A 16,959-nucleotide genomic window follows, 5' to 3' on the forward strand; every position below is an offset into this window, starting at 1 on the left:
GCGAACGGTTATCAATCCAACGAAGGGCAGATTATGGCCCGGCAGAAAGCGCTTTGGCAACGCCGCGTGAGTGGTATCGATGCAACGGCGCAAGTGGGCGCGGACCCAAATCGGTGCGGCAACGCACAACGCGGTGCACCAGTTTGGCGCGCGAGCCTGATCCCGCGCCCTGCCAACGCCATGCAGCCTGCGGGCACACGCTGCCTGCCGACTGCCCTATTCCCCTATGAGCCGCGCGTTAAAACGTGCCCCCGTCATGACGGACCTGCCGCGTTGGCACGGTCTTTGCTTGATGGTTCATGCAGGCCGCAAGGCCGCACCACAACTTGAGCAGTACCGGCAAAGGCGCCCCGACCAACAGGTCCAGGGCGCCTTTTGTCTTTTGATTCACATTCAGCGCTTGGGGATATTCATGAAAGCAGCGGCCTCTCCCGATTCCTTGCAGACGCTCGTCGTCATTGGCAACGGCATGGTGGGACACCATTGCGTCGAGCAACTGATCGCGCGCGGCGCACTTGAGCGCTATCGCATTCACGTCTACGGCGAAGAGACGCGGCGCGCGTATGACCGCGTGCATCTGTCTGAATACCTGAACGGCCGCGACGCCGAATCAATGGCGATGTGCGAGGCGGCCTTCTATGAACAAGAGGGGCTGCATCTGCATCTGGGGGAACCGGTGCTTGAGATCGACCGCCACACGCGGGAAGTCGTCACGCAGCGCGGCCGCCTGGCCTACGACAAGCTGGTGCTGGCCACGGGGTCTTACCCGTTCGTGCCGCCCATCGCGGGCGCGGAAGGCGCGTCGCGCCTGGTGTATCGCAGCATCGATGACCTGGACCTGATCCGCGAGGCCGCACGCGGTGCGCGGCGCGGCGTGGTGGTGGGCGGCGGCCTGCTGGGGCTGGAAGCGGCCAACGCCTTGAAGTCATTGAACCTGGAAGCGCACGTGGTGGAGTTCGCGCCGCGCCTGATGCCGGTGCAACTGGACGAGGCGGGCGGCGCGGCGCTCAAGGCGCGCATCGAAGCCTTGGGCGTGGGCGTGCATCTGTCTCGCGCCACGCAAGACATCAAGCCGGGCACGCGTTACCGCTACCGCATGCGCTTTTCCGAAGGCGAGCCCCTGGAAACGGACTTGATCGTGTTCTCGGCCGGCATCCGCCCGCACGTGACGCTGGCGCGCAAAGCCGGGCTGACGTTGGCCGAACGCGGCGGCGTGGCCATTGATGACCGCTGCCTGACCAGCGATGAACGCATCTACGCCATCGGCGAATGCGCGGCCTGGAACGGCACCGTGTTCGGCCTGGTGGCGCCGGGCTATCAGATGGCGCGCATCGTCGCGGCCGACCTGTGCGGCGCGGAAGAAACGCCCTTCACCGGCGCCGACATGTCCACCAAGCTGAAGCTGCTGGGCGTGGACGTGGGCTCCATCGGCGACGCGCACGGAGTCACGCCGGGCGCACGCAGCTACCGCTACATCGACGAAGCCGGCTCCAGCTACCGCCGCCTGGTGGTGTCCGAAGACGGCAAGCGCGTGCTGGGCGCCGTGCTGGTGGGCGACAACCGCTACTACGACACCCTCCTGCAATACGCGCAGAATGGCATCGCGCCGCCCGCCGACCCCGCCAGCCTGATCCTGCCGCTGGGCAAGGCCGCACCCGCACTCGGCGTGGACGCGCTGCCCGCCACCGCCACAATCTGCTCCTGTCACAACGTCAGCAAAGGCGCGGTCAGTGCGGCCATTGATGGCGGCTGCACCGACTTAGGCAGCGTCAAACAATGCACCAAGGCGGCCTCGGGCTGCGGCGGGTGCGCCGCGTTGCTCAAGCAGGTGGTGGAACACGAACTGGCCAGCCGGGGCGTGGAAGTCGACAAAAGCCTGTGCGAACACTTTGCCTACACGCGCCAGGAGCTTTACGCGATGGTGCGCGTGGGCGGCATCGAAACGTTCGACGAATTGCTGGCCCGCCATGGCAAGGGCCACGTCGGATGCGACATCTGCAAGCCTGCCGTGGGTTCGATTCTGGCGTCGTGCTGGAACCGCCCCATTCAAGACCCGCACCTGGTGCCGCTGCAAGACACCAACGACACCTTCATGGCGAACATGCAGAAGAACGGCACGTACTCGGTGGTGCCGCGCATACCCGCCGGCGAAATCACGCCCGATGGCCTGATCGCCATCGGCGCCGTGGCCAAGAAGTACCAGCTGTACACGAAGATCACGGGCGGCCAGCGCATCGACCTGTTCGGCGCGCAGCTGCATGAATTGCCCGACATCTGGGCCGAACTGATCGCCGCCGGTTTCGAAACCGGGCACGCCTACGGCAAGTCCACGCGCACCGTGAAGTCGTGCGTGGGCAGCACGTGGTGCCGCTTCGGCGTGCAGGACAGCGTGCGCATGGCGCTGGACATCGAGCACCGCTACAAAGGCCTGCGCGCGCCGCACAAGCTGAAGTTTGCGGTGTCGGGCTGCACGCGCGAATGCGCCGAAGCGCAGAGCAAGGACATCGGCGTCATCGCCACCGAAAACGGCTGGAACCTTTACGTGTGCGGCAACGGCGGCATGCGCCCGCGCCACGCCGAGCTGTTCGCCACCGACCTGGATGACGCCACGCTCATCCGCACCATCGACCGCGTGCTGATGTTCTACATCCGCACCGCCGACAAACTGCAACGCACATCCGTCTGGCGCGAATCGCTGGAAGGCGGGCTGGACTATCTGAAGGACGTGGTGCTGAACGACAGCCTGGGCCTGTGCGCCGAACTGGACGCGCAGATGCAGCTGGTGGTGGACCGCTACGAATGCGAATGGGCCAACGCCATCGCCGACCCGGAAAAGCTCAAGCGCTTTCGCACCTTCGTCAACGAGCGCGGCGGCGACCCCGACATCCAATTCGTGCAAGAACGCGGCCAACCCCGGCCGGCCCCGGCTCGTGCTGCACGTGTCATTCCGATTGCCGAGGAGATCGTCTGATGGCTGCCATAAAACCTGCGTTGAACGCCGCATTGAGTCCGGCCTCCGCTCTGAACTGGCGCGCCGTCTGCTCCCGCCACGACCTGGTCGCCGGCTCTGGCGTCGTCGCCCTGCTGGACGGCCAGCAGATCGCGCTGTTCTACCTGCCTGACGCCGACGGCGCGCCCTTGTACGCCCTCGACAACCGCGACCCGAAATCGGGCGCCAACGTCATCGGACGCGGTCTCATCGGCCAACTGGGCGGCGACCTGATCGTGGCCTCGCCGCTTTACAAGCAGCACTTCCGCCTGGCCGACGGCACGTGCGTGCAATACCCCGAACAACGCTTGCGCACCTGGCAGGCGCGCTTCAACGGCGACGCCGTCGAAGTCGCCTGAGCGCCACGCCCTCTTACCTACAACGCAATAGGGAATCATCATGTCCTACCTGGTACCTTCCGAATTCGTCACCAAAATGGTGGACGCGGGCGAGTCGAAAATCTACATGGCGACCCGTGACGTCCTGATCCGCGCCTTCATGGCCGGCGCCATTTTGGCGATTGCCGCCGTGTTCGCCGTGACGGTCACAGTGCAAACCGAGTCGCCCATTCTGGGCGCGGCCCTCTTTCCAGTGGGCTTCTGCATCCTGTACCTGATGGGCTTTGACCTGCTGACGGGCGTATTCGTGCTGACGCCGCTAGCGCTCTTTGACAAGCGGCCCGGCGTCACCGTGAAAGCCATCCTGAAGCATTGGGGTTTTGTCTTCATCGGCAACTTCGCCGGTGCGCTGACGGTGGCGGTGCTGATGGCCATCGTGTTCACCTACGGTTTTTCCGTGCCGCCCAACAAGGTCGGGCAGGTCATTTCGCACATCGGTGAAAACCGCACGCTGGGCTACAAGGAATACGGCGCGGGCGGCATGCTGACCATCTTCATTCGCGGCGTGCTGTGCAACTGGATGGTGTCGCTGGGTGTGGTGGGCGCGATGATCTCGACGTCGGTCAGCGGCAAGGTCATCGCCATGTGGATGCCGGTGATGCTGTTCTTTGCGATGGGCTTCGAGCATTCCATCGTCAACATGTTCCTGTTCCCGTCGGCGATGATCATGGGCGGCAACTTCTCGATCATGGACTACATGATCTGGAACGAAATCCCGGTGGTGCTGGGCAACCTGATCGGCGGCATCTCTCTGACCGGCCTGACGCTCTACACGACGCACATGAAGACCGCGCCCAAGCGCCGCTTCAACTGATCCCGCCAGGACGCGCGCCGTGATGGACCGCCCCGCCCCCGGCGCCGCCGCCTGCTTGCAGGTGGCGGTGGGCCAGCACACCGAGCCGGGGCGCAAGCCGGTCAACCAGGACTTTCACGGCCTGTGCGTGCCGGCCGAACCGCTGCTGGGCGCCAAGGGCATCGCCATCGCGCTGGCCGACGGCATCAGCAGCAGCCAGGTCAGCCACATCGCCAGCGAAACCGCCGTGGCCAGCTTCCTGGAAGACTATTACTGCACGCCCGAAACGTGGTCGGTGAAGAAGTCGGCGCACAAGGTGCTCAGCGCCACCAACGGCTGGCTGCATGCGCAGACCCGCCAGCGCCATCACCCCGACCAGCCGCGCGACGCCGACCGCGGCTACGTCTGCACGCTGACCGTGATGGTGCTGAAGGCGACGACCGCGCACATCCTGCACATTGGCGATGCGCGCATCTACCGGCTGCGCGGCAGAGCGATGGAACCGCTAACCGACGACCATCGCGTGTGGATCTCGCAAGACAAAAGCTATCTGGGCCGCGCGCTGGGCCTGGCGCCGCACTTGGAAATCGACTATCACACCCAGCCGCTGGAGCTGGGCGACGTCTTCCTGCTGGCAACCGATGGCGTCTACGAATACATCCATGCGCATGACGTCACGCACGCCATCGCGATGCATCCCGACGCGCTGGACGATGCGGCGCGCGCGCTGGTGCAACTGGCGTTTGAACGCGGCAGCGACGACAACCTGACCGTGCAGCTGGTGCGTATCGATGCCCTGCCCCCGCGCCGCGCCGACGAAATTGCGCGCTACAGCCTGAACCTGCCCTGCCCGCCGTTGCTGGCCGCCGGCATGGAATTTGAAGGCTTTCGCATTCAGGATGAACTGCGCGCCAGCCACCGCAGCCACGTCTACCTGGCCCGCGACATCGCCAGCGGCGACGCCGTGGTCATCAAGATTCCGTCGTTGGACTTGCGGCATGACCCGGCGTATCTGGAACGGCTGATGACCGAAGAGTGGATCGCCCGCCGCATCGACAGCCGCCACGTGCTGCGCGCCTGGCCGATGCCGCGCGCGCGCCGCTATCTGTACACGGTCAGCGAGTGCATTGCGGGCCGCACGCTGACGCGATGGATGGCCGACCACCCCCGCCCCACGCTAGAGCAAGCGGTGGCGCTGATCGAACAGATTGCGCGCGGCCTGCAAGCGTTTCACCGGCTGGAGATCGTGCACAACGATTTGCGGCCCGACAACATTTTGGTGGGCGACGACGGCAAGGCCACGATCATCGACATGGGCTCCACGCAGGCCGCCGGCCTCTTGGACCGCAGCGCGCAAGATGACGACGCGCCCCCGATGCTGGGCACCGCGCAATACGCCGCACCCGAGCTGTTCCTGGGCGAAGCCGGCACGGCGCGATCTGACTTGTATTCGTTGGCCGCAATGCTCTACCAGATGCTGTCCGGCCGTCTGCCTTATGGCGCTGACGTGGCGCGCGCCCGCAGCCGCGCCGCGCAGTTGCGCTTGAACTATGTGTCAGTGCTGGACCGCGAGCGCGAACTGCCCGCCTGGATTGACGGCGTGCTAAGCCGCGCCCTGCATCCCGACCCGGCCGAGCGCACGCCCGAGCTATCGGAATTCACGCATGCACTGCGTCACCCGCCAGCGTCCGCCGCCCACCAAGCGCGCCTGCCGCTGCTGGAACGCAATCCGCTCGCCTTTTGGAAAGGCCTGTGCGTGGTGCAGCTGATCGTGATCCTTATCCTTTTTCTTGATCGTTGAATCCAGGAGCCCTCTCATGAACCCTTCCGTCTGGTTGATTGGCGCCGGCCCTGGCGACCCGGAACTGCTGACCCTCAAAGCCGTGCGTGCGCTGGGTTTGGCCGACGTCGTGCTGGTGGATGATCTGGTCAACCCGCAGGTGCTGGACTACTGCGCGCAAGCCCGCTTGGTCCATGTCGGCAAGCGCGGCGGCTGCCGCTCCACGCCGCAAGCCTTCATCCAGCGCTTGATGCTGCGCTATGCCCGGCAAGGCTTGCGCGTGGCGCGCCTGAAAGGCGGCGACCCCTGCATCTTTGGCCGTGGCGGCGAAGAAGCGCAATGGCTCAGCGACCACGGCGTAGGCTGCGAAATCATCAATGGCATCACCGCTGGCCTGGCCGCCGCCACCGCCTGCGGCATCCCATTGACCCAACGCGGCATGGCTCAGGGCGTTACACTGATCACCGCTCATTCCCAGGACGGCACGATGCCCGACTGGACGGGGCTGGCACGCAGCGGCACCACGCTGGTGGTCTACATGGGAGTGGCCAAATTGCACGACATGAGCAGCCAGTTGCTGACGGCCGGCATGGCGCCCGACACCCCCGTGGCAATGATCGAACGCGCATCATTGGCCGACCAGCGTGAATGCCGCTCGACACTGGCCGCCATGACGCACGACGCCCAAGACTTTCAATTGCGCAGCCCCGCCGTGCTGGTCATCGGCAACGTTGCCGCCTGCCAGGTCTTCGGCGCCATGGATACGCCAATGGATACGCCGATGCTGACGTCCATCAAAGATACGCCGATGCTGACCTCCACCAAAGATACGCCGATGCTGACGTCCACCGAACCCGTTTTGCGCCGCCGCGCCTGACTTTCCGAGACTGACAAAGAGACCGCCATGGCCGAACGCCACATGCCGCCGCCCTTGCGCTTTCTGCTTGCCGCCCGGCGCAGCGAGCTCCACGGGCTGGAAGCCTTGGCCGGCACCTGTGAATTGGTGGTGCGCATCAGCGCGCTGGTACACGCGCTGCAAAAGGAACGCGGCTACTCCAACCTGACGCTTTGCAGCCCGCAAGAACGCTTGCAGCAAACGCTGGCGGGCTTGAGCGACACCGCCGTCCGCATCGAGGCCGACGCGCGCCATTTCCTGGATGGCCTGGCGGCCGACCCCGCGCATGGCAGCGGCAAGGCCCGCTTGCTCAACGGTATCGCCTTCGCCCTGTTCCGGCTGGACGAACTGCCCGCCCTGCGCCGCCAGATCCGCGACCGCGCCATCGCCGTCGCGGACGCCGATGCGCGCTTCACACAGGTCATCGGCAGCCTGCTGGCCGTGGTGTTCGAAGCGGCCGATTCGGCGCTGGACCCCGGCGTCACCCGCATCCTGGTCGCGCTCTTGAACTTCATGCAAGGCAAAGAGCTGAGCGGGCAGGAACGCGCTTGCGGTGTGATGGGATTTACAGCCGGGTTTTTCAGCGACGCGCAAAAGGCCCGCATGCTGGGGCTGGCGGCCAACCAGCGCCGCAGTTTTGATATCTACGCCGAACACGCTGACGGCGCGCCGCGCACGGTTTGGGAACAGATCCAGCAACAAGGCGAACCCGTAGAACGCATGCGAGACATGGCGCAGCGCACCGCCGACGGACAACGCGTAGACGGCAGCCTTGCCGAACTGTGGTTCGACCTGTGCACCGCGCGCATCGACGCCATGCGCGAAGTGGAAAGCCTGCTGGCCCAGGCGTTGGCGCAGCAGTGCGAACGCCGTATCGCCGACACCCGCAAAGAACTGGACGACCGCCGCCTGCTGCTCAGCCGCTATGCCGAGCACGCCAGCGGCCAGGCGCCCAGCATGGTCTTCAGCGTGCAAAGCCGCATCGTCGACACTCCCGCGCCTGACGGCGTGGGCAGCGAATTGGAGCGGTCGATTCTGGACATGATGCGCGAGCAGACGCTGCGCATGCAGCGCGCCGACGACGCGCTGCACACCATGCGCGGGGCGCTGGAAGAAAAGAAGCGCATTGATCGCGCCAAGCTGCTGCTGATCAGCCATTACGGCCTGACCGAGCACGCCGCGCACGAACGGCTGCAACGCGCGGCGATGGATGGCGGCCTGTCCTTGTCGGACGTGGCGCGCCAGGTGATCGGCGAGCTGGCCGGGAATTGATCCGCCGCGCCGCCTAGCGAAACACCCGCTGCATGACGCTGACCACCACCCCGGCCAACGCCAGCACGGCCAACACCCGGAAATGATCCAGGTTCGCCAGCAGCACCGATTGCTGATCCAGCCATTGCGAGATATGCGCCATGGCCATCTGCTGCGCCCGCGCGGGGTCGGCCGCCGCCGCGTAGACGCCGCTCAACTGCGCCTTGGCCGCTTCAAAATTGGCGTTGCCTTGGGCGATGCCCGCCATCAGCACGTTGTAGTGTTCCGACGTGAACCACTGCTGGCCCACCGTCGCCACCATGATGCCCAGCGCCTGCCCCACCTGCGCCAGCATGTTCTTCACCTGCTGCGCATGCGCGAACACCGCGGGGTCATGGGTCAGCCCCGTGAAGGTGTTCATGGCGGTGGCCGGCATGACGATCATGATGAACACGCCGTAGCAGGCCAGCGCGGGCAACACATCCGTCCACGGGTCAGCCGAAGGCGTCAGCCGCGACATCAACACGGCAAACGCCGCCAGCGCGGTAAAACCCGCCACGAAGAACTTGCGCGGCGACGGCCAGCGGGCAAGCAACTGCGACATCACTGCAAACGTCAGCACGCCCGCGCCCAGCCCCATCGCAAAGAACACGCCCGTGTTCGCCCACGACAAGCCCAGCGCGCGTTGCAGCATCAACGGCACCAGATAGCCGTTGGCGCCCAGCATCAGATAACAAAACATGAATAGCGCCAGGCCGCTCAGAAAGCGCACTTCCTTCATGCCGCCCAGCTTCAGCAACGGCGCGCCATGACGCGTTTCCGAGCGCACAAAAAACGCCAGCGCCGCCAAGCCCGCTGCGGCGTAAAGCACCAGCAGATGGCGGTCGCTGAAAAAGTCGTAATAAGACCGCTGCAACGCGTGCAGCAGCAAGAAACTGCCCAGCCCCAGGGCTGCAATCGGCGCCAGCCGCGCCTGCCCTGCCACCGTCACGCCACCGTGATCGGGCATGGCGAGCGCTACCGGAATCATCGCCAGCAACGACAGCGCGGCGACCAGCCAGAACATCACGTGCCAGCCGGTTTGATCCACCGCCACCGACGCCAGCAACGGCCCCAGCGCCGTGCCCGTGCACAACCCCGTCGCCAAGGCCTTGATGCCCTGAAAACGCGCGGGGCCTGGCGGAATCAGGTTCACCGTCAGCCGCGATGACGTCAGCATTGCTGCGCAGCCCATTGCCATCAGCACCCGGCCCAGCAGAAACCCCGCTTCGCTGCGCGACAGCGCACACACCACCGCCCCCGCCGCCGCCGCGCCCAACGACGCCAGCAGATAACGCCGCAAGCCCAAGTGATGCACCAGCCAGCCTTGCAGCGCAATCATCACCACGGCCACGCAGGCATAGATGACCGCGACGGTGGTGTATTCCTCGGGGCTGGCGCCGATCTCACCCATGATGGGCGAGGCCGCGAACGTGACCATGCCGTTTTGCAGGAAGTCGACAAACGTCAGCGCGCCGATCGTCATCAACAAGGCGGGGGGAATGGGAGGATGCGGGGAAGCTTGCATGGCGCGGCGAGTGTTCTTGAATTTATGCCCAGGCTGTATATGCCTAGGCAGATAAATAAATAAAAAAATGCGGACGGACCGATTCAGTCCCTGCCCGCGTTGATCAGCAGCCGCGACAACAGCTTGTGCAGAGTCTCGGCATCGTCTTCTGAAAACCCTTGCAGCAAACGCCGCATGGCGACTTCGGTTGCGTCCAGCGCTTGCGGCAAGGCGGCCTGCCCCAGCTCGGTCAGTTCGATCAGGTAGCTGCGCCGATCCGCCTCGTTCTCGACCCGCCGGATAAAGCCCTTGGCCACGATGCGGTCCAGCAAGCGGGTCATCGCACCCGAGTCATAAGCCAGCACCCGGCAAAAGTCGCTAAGCGTACGGCCCCAGCCCTTGGCCAGACAGTTCAGCACCACGTACTGCGGCGTCGTCAGGTCATACGGCGCCAGTTCGCGCTCCAGCGCATCGTGAATGCTGGCGCGCACGGACGTCACCATGAAGCCGAGTTCACCGGTATAGAAACTGTCCAGCACGGAAGGTTTGGCAGGCGACATGGCAGTCTGGGAGATCAAAGCGAAAAGCAATTCCCGGATTTTATCTGCCTAGGCAGTAAAAACACAAGCGCTGGCGTCAATTCGTCAGGTGCAACGCCGCCAGGGCCAGCAACAGGGCGGGAGGCATCACAACGAGGCCCAGGCGCAGGAAACTGAACGCGCTGATATGCATGCCCTCGCGGCGCACGGCCAGCAGCCAGAGCAAGGTGGCGAGCGAGCCGCTCACGGACAGGTTCGGACCCAGGTCGATACCAATGAGCAACGCGGCGGTTGTGCCGCTGGGCAGGTCAGCCATGCGCGCCAACGACCCCGCCATCAGACCCGCCGGCAAGTTGTTGATGACGTTGCCCGACAGCGCCGCGCCGATGCCGCTGGCCCACAGCGCGGCGTTGGCGGACAGGCCGCGCATCAGCTGCGCCAGGTCTTGCAGCACGCCGCTTGCGGCCATGCCTTGCACCAATACGAACAAGCCGGCCACCAAGGGCAGAACGCCCCAAGCGACGCCCTTGATCAGGCGCCATGGGCTGGACCGCGTCACGCCCAGCACCAGCACCGCCGAGGCGGACCCCGCGACCAAGGTGGGCATGCCCAGCCGGTAGCCCAGCGCCGACGTGATCAGCAAGGTGCACGCCGTGCCCGCCACGCCGACCGCCGCAATCCGCAAGGCCGGCGTCATCGGCGGCAGCGGCGGCGATGGCTTGAGCGGCTGTCGCAAGTCGTCGCGAAACACCAGCCGCAGCGTGACGTAGGTGGACGCAATCGCCAGCACGGAAGGCAGCGCAAAGTGCGCCAGCCAAGGCATCAGTGCGGGCATGCGGTCGCCAAACACCACCAGATTGGCGGGATTCGAAATCGGCAGCACGAAGCTTGCCGCGTTGGCGATGAACGCGCACACGTACAGATACGGCAAAGGCGGCGCGCCCACCACGCGCGCCACGGCATAGACGGCCGGTGTGAGCACCACCGCCGTCGCATCGTTGGACAGCAGCACCGTGACCACCGTGCCCACCAGGAATACCAGATCGAACAGCCGCCGCGCCGAGCCGCCCGCATGATCGGCCGCCGCCACCGCCAGCCAGTCGAACAGCCCTGCCTGACGGGCCACCTCCGCCACGAGCATCATGCCGATCAGGAACAGGTAGACATCCGTGCCTTCCAGGATGGCGCTGCCCGCCTGGGCGGCCGGCAGCAAGCCCAACCCCACCAGCGCGACGGCGCCCGCACAGGCCCAGACGTATTCAGGCAACCGCCAGGGGCGAAACAAGATGGCCATGGTGGTTGCCGCGGCAATCAACCAGATCAGTGCATTGGACAAAGACATGCTTACCGGCAAGAAATCAGGAAAGGGATGAGACGGAAGTGGTGGGTTTTACGAGCGCCTTGCGCGTTTCCGGCAAGGCCAGCAAGGTGACGCACGCGAGCGCCGCGATGCCGGCCAAAGCGAGAAAAGCAGCGCTGTAGCCCGCCTGCTGAACGATCACGCCGGCCACGCCGTTGCTCAGCGACGCACCGATGCCAAACACCGTGGTCACCGCGCCCAGGCTGGCGTTGAAACGCCCGGTGCCTTGGGTCAGGTCCAGCACCATCAAAGGCAGGACGGCCCCGAAGATACCCGCGCCCACGCCGTCCAGCAACTGCACGGCGACCAGCCAGGTGGTGTGGTCCGAAAAGGTGTACAGCACGCCGCGCAACGGCAGAATCAGGAATCCGATCAGCAACAAGCGCTTGCGGCCCAGGAGGTCGGCATAGCGCCCCACCGCCATCGCCGCCGGAATCATGACGAATTGCGCGGCGACGATGCAGGCGGCGGTCAGCGGCGTGGCAAGCGCGGGGTTCGCCAGCGCCAGCTTCTGGCCCACCAGCGGCAGCATGGCGGCATTGGCCAGGTGGAACAAGGCGCAGCTCAAGGCCAGCAACAGCAGTGATCGGTTGCTGAGCAACTGGCGCAGCGCAACGGGGTGGGCGTCGGCAGCGGCATCGTGGTCCAGCCCGCGAGCCCGGTCCACATCAATATGCGCGGGGAAGCGCGACGCCGCGGCCAGGCTGGCCAGCGCCATCGCCGCCATCAGGTAAAACACGGCCACCGGCCCCCACACATACGCCAGGCCGCCGGCCAGCAAGGCGGCAAACGCGTTGCCGGCATGGTTATACGATTCGTTGCGCGCGATACGCCGGGTAAATCCGTTGGCGGCGGTCAGCCCCAAGGTGATGCCCGCGATCGCCGGCGCGAAGACCGACGACGCGATGCCCGCCAGCGCCTGCGTGACCGTGACCCACGCAAAATTGTCATTCGCCAGCACCGCCATGCACGCCACCGTCACCAGGATGGCGGCCGCCATCAACAGCCTGCGCTTGTTCGCCGTGCGGTCGACCAGCGCGCCAGCCGGTGTTTGCGCCGCCAGCGCCGCCAGCCCGGAAATGGTCATGACAAGACCGATGCTGTCAGGCCGCCACTGGTGCACCGCAAGCAAATAGATGGCCAGATATGGCCCAAGGCCATCCCGGACATCGGCCGCGAAAAAGTTCAGCCAGTCCAAAGGACGCGAAGCAGAGGATGGAGATGGCAAGGTAGCGATGAAAGCCGTGGGCCGCAGATGGCGGATTGTAGACAGGCATGGCAATAAAAAGAATTGCCGTTTCAATCCTTCACGCGGCTACGGCAGATTCTCTCGAAAGATCACCTGGCTGCGCGCCAGTTCCACCCCGTTCATCGTGCTGCGTTTGTCGCGCAGGTTGCAGAAAATGCGCACGCAGCTCATCAGCGCTTCCATCGGGCTTTGCGTGATGACGGCATCCATCGTGCCGTCGATCAGCAACGAACGGGTGTCGGGCGTCAGGCCGTGGCCGATGAACACCACGCGATGTTGCAGGCCCGCTTCCTTCAGTGCGCGGGCGACACCGTCGGACGCGCCGCCGATGTTGTAGATACCCGCCAGGTTCGGATATTGCTCCAGCAGCTGGCGCGTCTGTTCGTAGTTGCGCTGCGCGTCGTCATAGCCTTCGCGCAGGTCCACCACCTGCATCGCCTGGAACTGTTCGGCATACAGCTGAAGGAAACCGCTTTCGCGTTCCTCATGCGCGCGGTAATGGCGCGACCCGGCAATCAGCGCCACGTGCGCCGCGCGCAAGCCAATGAAGCGCGCGATCAGATAGCCCGCCGTGCGGCCGGCGGCGCGGTTGTCCAGCCCCACATAGGCCGTTCGCGCGCTATTGGCGATATCGGAAATCAAGGTCACCGTGGGCACGCCCTGCTGCGCCAGCGCATTGACGGCTTCGCGCACCACCGGGTGCTCCAGCGCCATGAAGGCAATGCCGTCGGCGCGTTTGCCGTGCTTGGCCAAGGCCTGCGCCAGCGCATCGGGGTTGAAGCTTTCCACGTATTCGATCTGGCACTTGGCGTTCAGCGGCCCGAAATGTTCATGAGCGTAGCTGACGGTGTCGCCCAGCATGCGCAGATAGCGGTTGCTGCCGCGCGGCAGCAGGAACACCAGCCGCATCGGTTCCGCGGGCGCCGCAGCGCTCAGCTCCTGTTCAGGCAGGTAGTCCAGTTCGATGGCGGCCTTGAAGACCTTTTGCGCCGTATTGGCGCGCACGCCGGGCCGGCGGTTCAACACGCGGTCGGCCGTGGCGGTGGAGACGCCAGCGCGCTCGGCCACATCGGCCAAGCGCGCCAGCTTGCGTTCGGGAGCAGGTTTATTCACATCAAAAACCATCATGAATAAGGTTTGACGATGATACTGCCTATTCACTATTGTCCAGTCTGCCGCATGGTATTGGCGTATTTGTGGCACATCAAAAAACATCATAACTACGATTATGGAGACAACCATGAAGCTGCTGACACGCCGCAGTGCCTTGCGCCGCCTTTGCGCCGTTCCCGCCGCCGTCGCCCTGGGCGGGGGCTTCCCGCTGATTGCCCGCGCCGCCGACTACTCGCTCAAGTACGGCAACAACCTGCCGGTGACGCACCCGCTGAACGTACGCGCCCAGGAAGCCGCCGAACGCATCCTGAAGGAAAGCAACGGCCGCGTGGACATCAAGATTTTCCCGAACAACCAGCTGGGCGGCGACACCGACATGCTGGCGCAAGTGCGCTCGGGCGGCATCGACTTCTTCACGCCGTCGGCGCTGGTGATCGCCACCCTGGTGCCGGTGGCCGCCATCAACGCCGTGGGTTTCGCGTTCAAGGACTACAACCAGGTCTGGGGCGCCATGGACGGCGCACTCGGTGCGCACGTGCGCGCCGCCATCGCGCAGCGCAAGCTCTACGCCTTTGAAAAGATGTGGGACAACGGCTTTCGCCAAACCACCAGCAGCAAGGCGCCGGTGGCTTCCGCTTCCGACATGAACGGCCTGAAGATCCGCGTGCCCGTGAGCTCGCTGCCGATCTCCATGTTCAAGGGCCTGGGCGCCGCGCCCGCCAGCCTGCAATTCAGCGAGGTCTATTCGTCGTTGCAGACCAAGGTCGTGGACGCGCAGGAAAACCCGCTGCCCATCATCCAGGTCGCCAAGCTGTACGAAGTGCAGAAGTACTGCTCGCTGACCAATCACATCTGGGACGGCTACTGGTTCATCGCCAACGGCCGCATGTGGGAAGGCCTGCCGGAAGACCTGAAGACGGTTGTTGCGCGCGGCATCAACGAAGCCGGTCTTGCGCAGCGCGAAGACATCAAGAAGCTGAACGCCTCGGTGCAGTCCGACCTGGAAGCCAAGGGCCTGCAATTCAATCAGCCGGCCGCCGACAGCTTCCGCGAACAACTGCGCACGGCGGGCTTCTACAAGGAATGGCAAGGCCGCTTCGGCAACGAAGCCTGGTCGCTGCTGGAACAAAGCGTCGGCAAGCTGGCCTGAGGTCGCGCCATGTCTTCCTTGTCCGCCCCCCACACGGCCGCCCCGGTGCTGCCCGCCAACCCCTTGCGGCGGGCGGCCAACGCCCTGGACAGCGCGCTTGGCTGCGTGGTTGAACACGTCGCGGCCGCGATTGTGCTCGTCGAAATCATCGTGCTGTTTGCGGGTGTGGTGGCGCGCTACGCGTTCCACAGCCCGCTGGTCTGGTCCGATGAGCTCGCCTCGATCCTGTTCCTGTGGCTGTCCATGCTGGGCGCGGTGGTCGCGTTGCGGCGCGGCGAGCACATGCGCATGACGGCGCTGGTCAACAACGTCAGCCCCGCACGGCGCGCACAGCTGGAAACCGTGGCGCTGGCGGCATCGCTGGCGTTTCTGGTGATGATCCTGGCGCCCGCCATCGAGTACGCGCACGAAGAACACTTCATCATCACGCCCGCGCTTGAGCTCAGCAACGCGTGGCGCGCATCGGCCATTCCCATCGGCATGGCGCTGATGGCGGTGGTGGCGTTGTTGCGTCTCTTGCGCACGCAGCCCTTGCCGCAAGTGCTGATGGCGCTGGCGGGCGTGGCGGTCGTCGTCGCCCTATTCTGGTTCGCGCAGCCGCTGTTCAAGGGGCTGGGCAAGCTGAACCTGGTGATCTTCTTTGTGGGCATTGTGGCGGCCACGGTGTTCTCGGGCGTGCCGATTGCGTTCTCGTTCGCGCTGGCCACGTTCTCGTACCTGGCGCTGACGACCAACACGCCGATGGAAGTCATGGTGGGCCGGCTGGACGAAGGCATGTCGCACCTGATGCTGCTGGCGGTGCCGCTCTTCATCTTCCTGGGTTCGCTGATTGAGATGACCGGCATGGCGCGCGCCATGATCCAGTTCCTGGCGAGCCTGCTGGGCCATGTGCGCGGCGGCCTGTCGTATGTGCTGATCGGCGCCATGTACCTGGTGTCGGGCATTTCGGGTTCGAAGATCGCCGACATGGCGGCCATTGCGCCCGTGCTGTTCCCGGAAATGCAGAAGCGCGGCGCCAAGCCGGGCGATCTGGTGGCGCTGTTGTCGGCCACCGGGGCGCAAACTGAAACCATCCCGCCGTCCATTGTGCTGATCACGATTGGCTCGGTCACGGGCGTGTCGATTGCGGCGCTGTTCACGGGCGGCCTCTTGCCCGCGGTGGTGCTGGGCCTGGCGCTGTGCTCGGTGGTGTGGTGGCGCTATCGCCGCGAAGACCTGAGCCTTGTGCAGCGCTTTTCCTTCAAGGAAATCGGCCGCTTCTTCGTGATTGCGCTGCCCGCCGTCGCCCTGCCCTTCGTGATCCGCGCAGCGGTCGTCGAAGGCGTGGCCACCGCCACCGAGGTCTCGACCATCGGCATCGTGTATTCGGCAGTGATCGGCATCCTGATCTATCGCCGTTTTGACTGGGCGCGCTTGAAGCCCATGCTGATCGAAACGGCATCTTTGTCGGGCGCCATCATGCTGATCGTGGGCTGCGCCACCGCCATGGCGTGGGCGCTGACGCAATCGGGTTTCTCGGGCGATCTGGCCCGCCTGATGGCCGGCATGCCCGGCGGCAGCTACGGCTTCCTGGCCGTGTCCATCGTGGCCTTCATCATTCTGGGCAGCGTGCTGGAAGGCATCCCCGCCATCGTGCTGTTCGGGCCGTTGCTGTTCCCGATCGCCGTGCAGGCGGGCGTGCATGAAGTGCACTACGCGATGGTCGTGATCTTCGCCATGGGCATCGGCCTGTTCGCACCGCCCTTTGGCGTGGGCTACTACGGCGCCTGCGCCATCAGCCGCGTCGACCCCAACGAGGGCATCGGCCCGATCTGGGGCTACATCGGCGCGCTGCTGATCGGGCTGATCGTTGTGGCGGCCTTCCCCTGGTTCTCCATCGGCTTCCTGTGACCTGAC

At 65.2% G+C, this 16,959-nt stretch carries 13 protein-coding genes; 8 read left to right on the forward strand and 5 right to left on the reverse strand.

What is annotated here, in order from left to right; all coding sequences use genetic code 11:
- Positions 1-412: 412 nt before the first annotated feature.
- The 6 genes from nirB to AC1DB0_RS02830 are packed head-to-tail and all read left to right on the forward strand — an operon-like array spanning position 413 to position 8,127.
- Positions 413-2,971, forward strand: coding sequence for a nitrite reductase large subunit NirB (nirB, locus tag AC1DB0_RS02805; RefSeq protein WP_476758592.1), 2,559 nt, complete (start codon positions 413-415; stop codon positions 2,969-2,971).
- Positions 2,971-3,348, forward strand: coding sequence for a nitrite reductase small subunit NirD (gene nirD, locus AC1DB0_RS02810; RefSeq protein ID WP_346550414.1), 378 nt, complete (start codon positions 2,971-2,973; stop codon positions 3,346-3,348). Before nirB ends, nirD begins: the two co-directional genes overlap by 1 nt.
- Before the next feature lie 40 nt (positions 3,349-3,388).
- Complete coding sequence (locus tag AC1DB0_RS02815) at positions 3,389-4,201, forward strand: formate/nitrite transporter family protein (protein ID WP_054425243.1); 813 nt, start codon at positions 3,389-3,391, stop codon at positions 4,199-4,201.
- A 22-nt stretch (positions 4,202-4,223) separates the two neighbouring features.
- Complete coding sequence (locus tag AC1DB0_RS02820; RefSeq protein WP_476756852.1) at positions 4,224-5,981, forward strand: bifunctional protein-serine/threonine kinase/phosphatase; 1,758 nt, start codon at positions 4,224-4,226, stop codon at positions 5,979-5,981.
- A gap of 16 nt (positions 5,982-5,997) precedes the next feature.
- Complete coding sequence (cobA, locus tag AC1DB0_RS02825; protein WP_476756617.1) at positions 5,998-6,837, forward strand: uroporphyrinogen-III C-methyltransferase; 840 nt, start codon at positions 5,998-6,000, stop codon at positions 6,835-6,837.
- A 27-nt stretch (positions 6,838-6,864) separates the two neighbouring features.
- On the forward strand, positions 6,865-8,127 hold the full coding sequence (locus tag AC1DB0_RS02830; RefSeq protein WP_476756616.1) for a nitrate- and nitrite sensing domain-containing protein: 1,263 nt from the start codon (positions 6,865-6,867) through the stop codon (positions 8,125-8,127).
- 13 nt (positions 8,128-8,140) lie between these two features.
- On the opposite strand, the gene AC1DB0_RS02835 is transcribed toward AC1DB0_RS02830, so the two are convergent.
- The 5 genes from AC1DB0_RS02835 to AC1DB0_RS02855 all read right to left on the reverse strand — a co-directional run bounded on the left by AC1DB0_RS02835 (position 8,141) and on the right by AC1DB0_RS02855 (position 13,928).
- Positions 8,141-9,673: an MFS transporter gene (locus AC1DB0_RS02835; protein ID WP_476756615.1), complete on the reverse strand. Its 1,533-nt coding sequence runs from the start codon at positions 9,671-9,673 to the stop codon at positions 8,141-8,143.
- Positions 9,674-9,756: 83 nt separating this feature from the next.
- Entirely contained in the window at positions 9,757-10,212 is a 456-nt protein-coding gene (locus AC1DB0_RS02840) for a MarR family winged helix-turn-helix transcriptional regulator (protein ID WP_476756614.1), read from the reverse strand.
- 76 nt (positions 10,213-10,288) lie between these two features.
- Positions 10,289-11,533: an arsenic transporter gene (locus AC1DB0_RS02845; protein ID WP_175169248.1), complete on the reverse strand. Its 1,245-nt coding sequence runs from the start codon at positions 11,531-11,533 to the stop codon at positions 10,289-10,291.
- Between the two features lie 16 nt (positions 11,534-11,549).
- Entirely contained in the window at positions 11,550-12,833 is a 1,284-nt protein-coding gene (locus AC1DB0_RS02850) for an MFS transporter (RefSeq protein WP_338077789.1), read from the reverse strand.
- Positions 12,834-12,866: 33 nt separating this feature from the next.
- Complete coding sequence (locus AC1DB0_RS02855) at positions 12,867-13,928, reverse strand: LacI family DNA-binding transcriptional regulator (RefSeq protein WP_054425229.1); 1,062 nt, start codon at positions 13,926-13,928, stop codon at positions 12,867-12,869.
- Positions 13,929-14,040: 112 nt separating this feature from the next.
- Between AC1DB0_RS02855 and AC1DB0_RS02860 the strand changes: the two genes are divergently transcribed.
- Together AC1DB0_RS02860 and AC1DB0_RS02865 are read left to right on the forward strand one after the other, a co-directional pair.
- Positions 14,041-15,063 carry a TRAP transporter substrate-binding protein gene (locus AC1DB0_RS02860; RefSeq protein ID WP_054425226.1) on the forward strand — a complete coding sequence of 341 codons (1,023 nt, stop codon included), beginning with the start codon at positions 14,041-14,043 and terminating at the stop codon, positions 15,061-15,063.
- Between the two features lie 9 nt (positions 15,064-15,072).
- Positions 15,073-16,953 carry a TRAP transporter large permease gene (locus AC1DB0_RS02865; RefSeq protein ID WP_054425224.1) on the forward strand — a complete coding sequence of 627 codons (1,881 nt, stop codon included), beginning with the start codon at positions 15,073-15,075 and terminating at the stop codon, positions 16,951-16,953.
- The last annotated feature ends 6 nt before the right edge of the window (positions 16,954-16,959 follow it).

Source organism: Achromobacter sp. 10T422 (genome assembly GCF_056394065.1).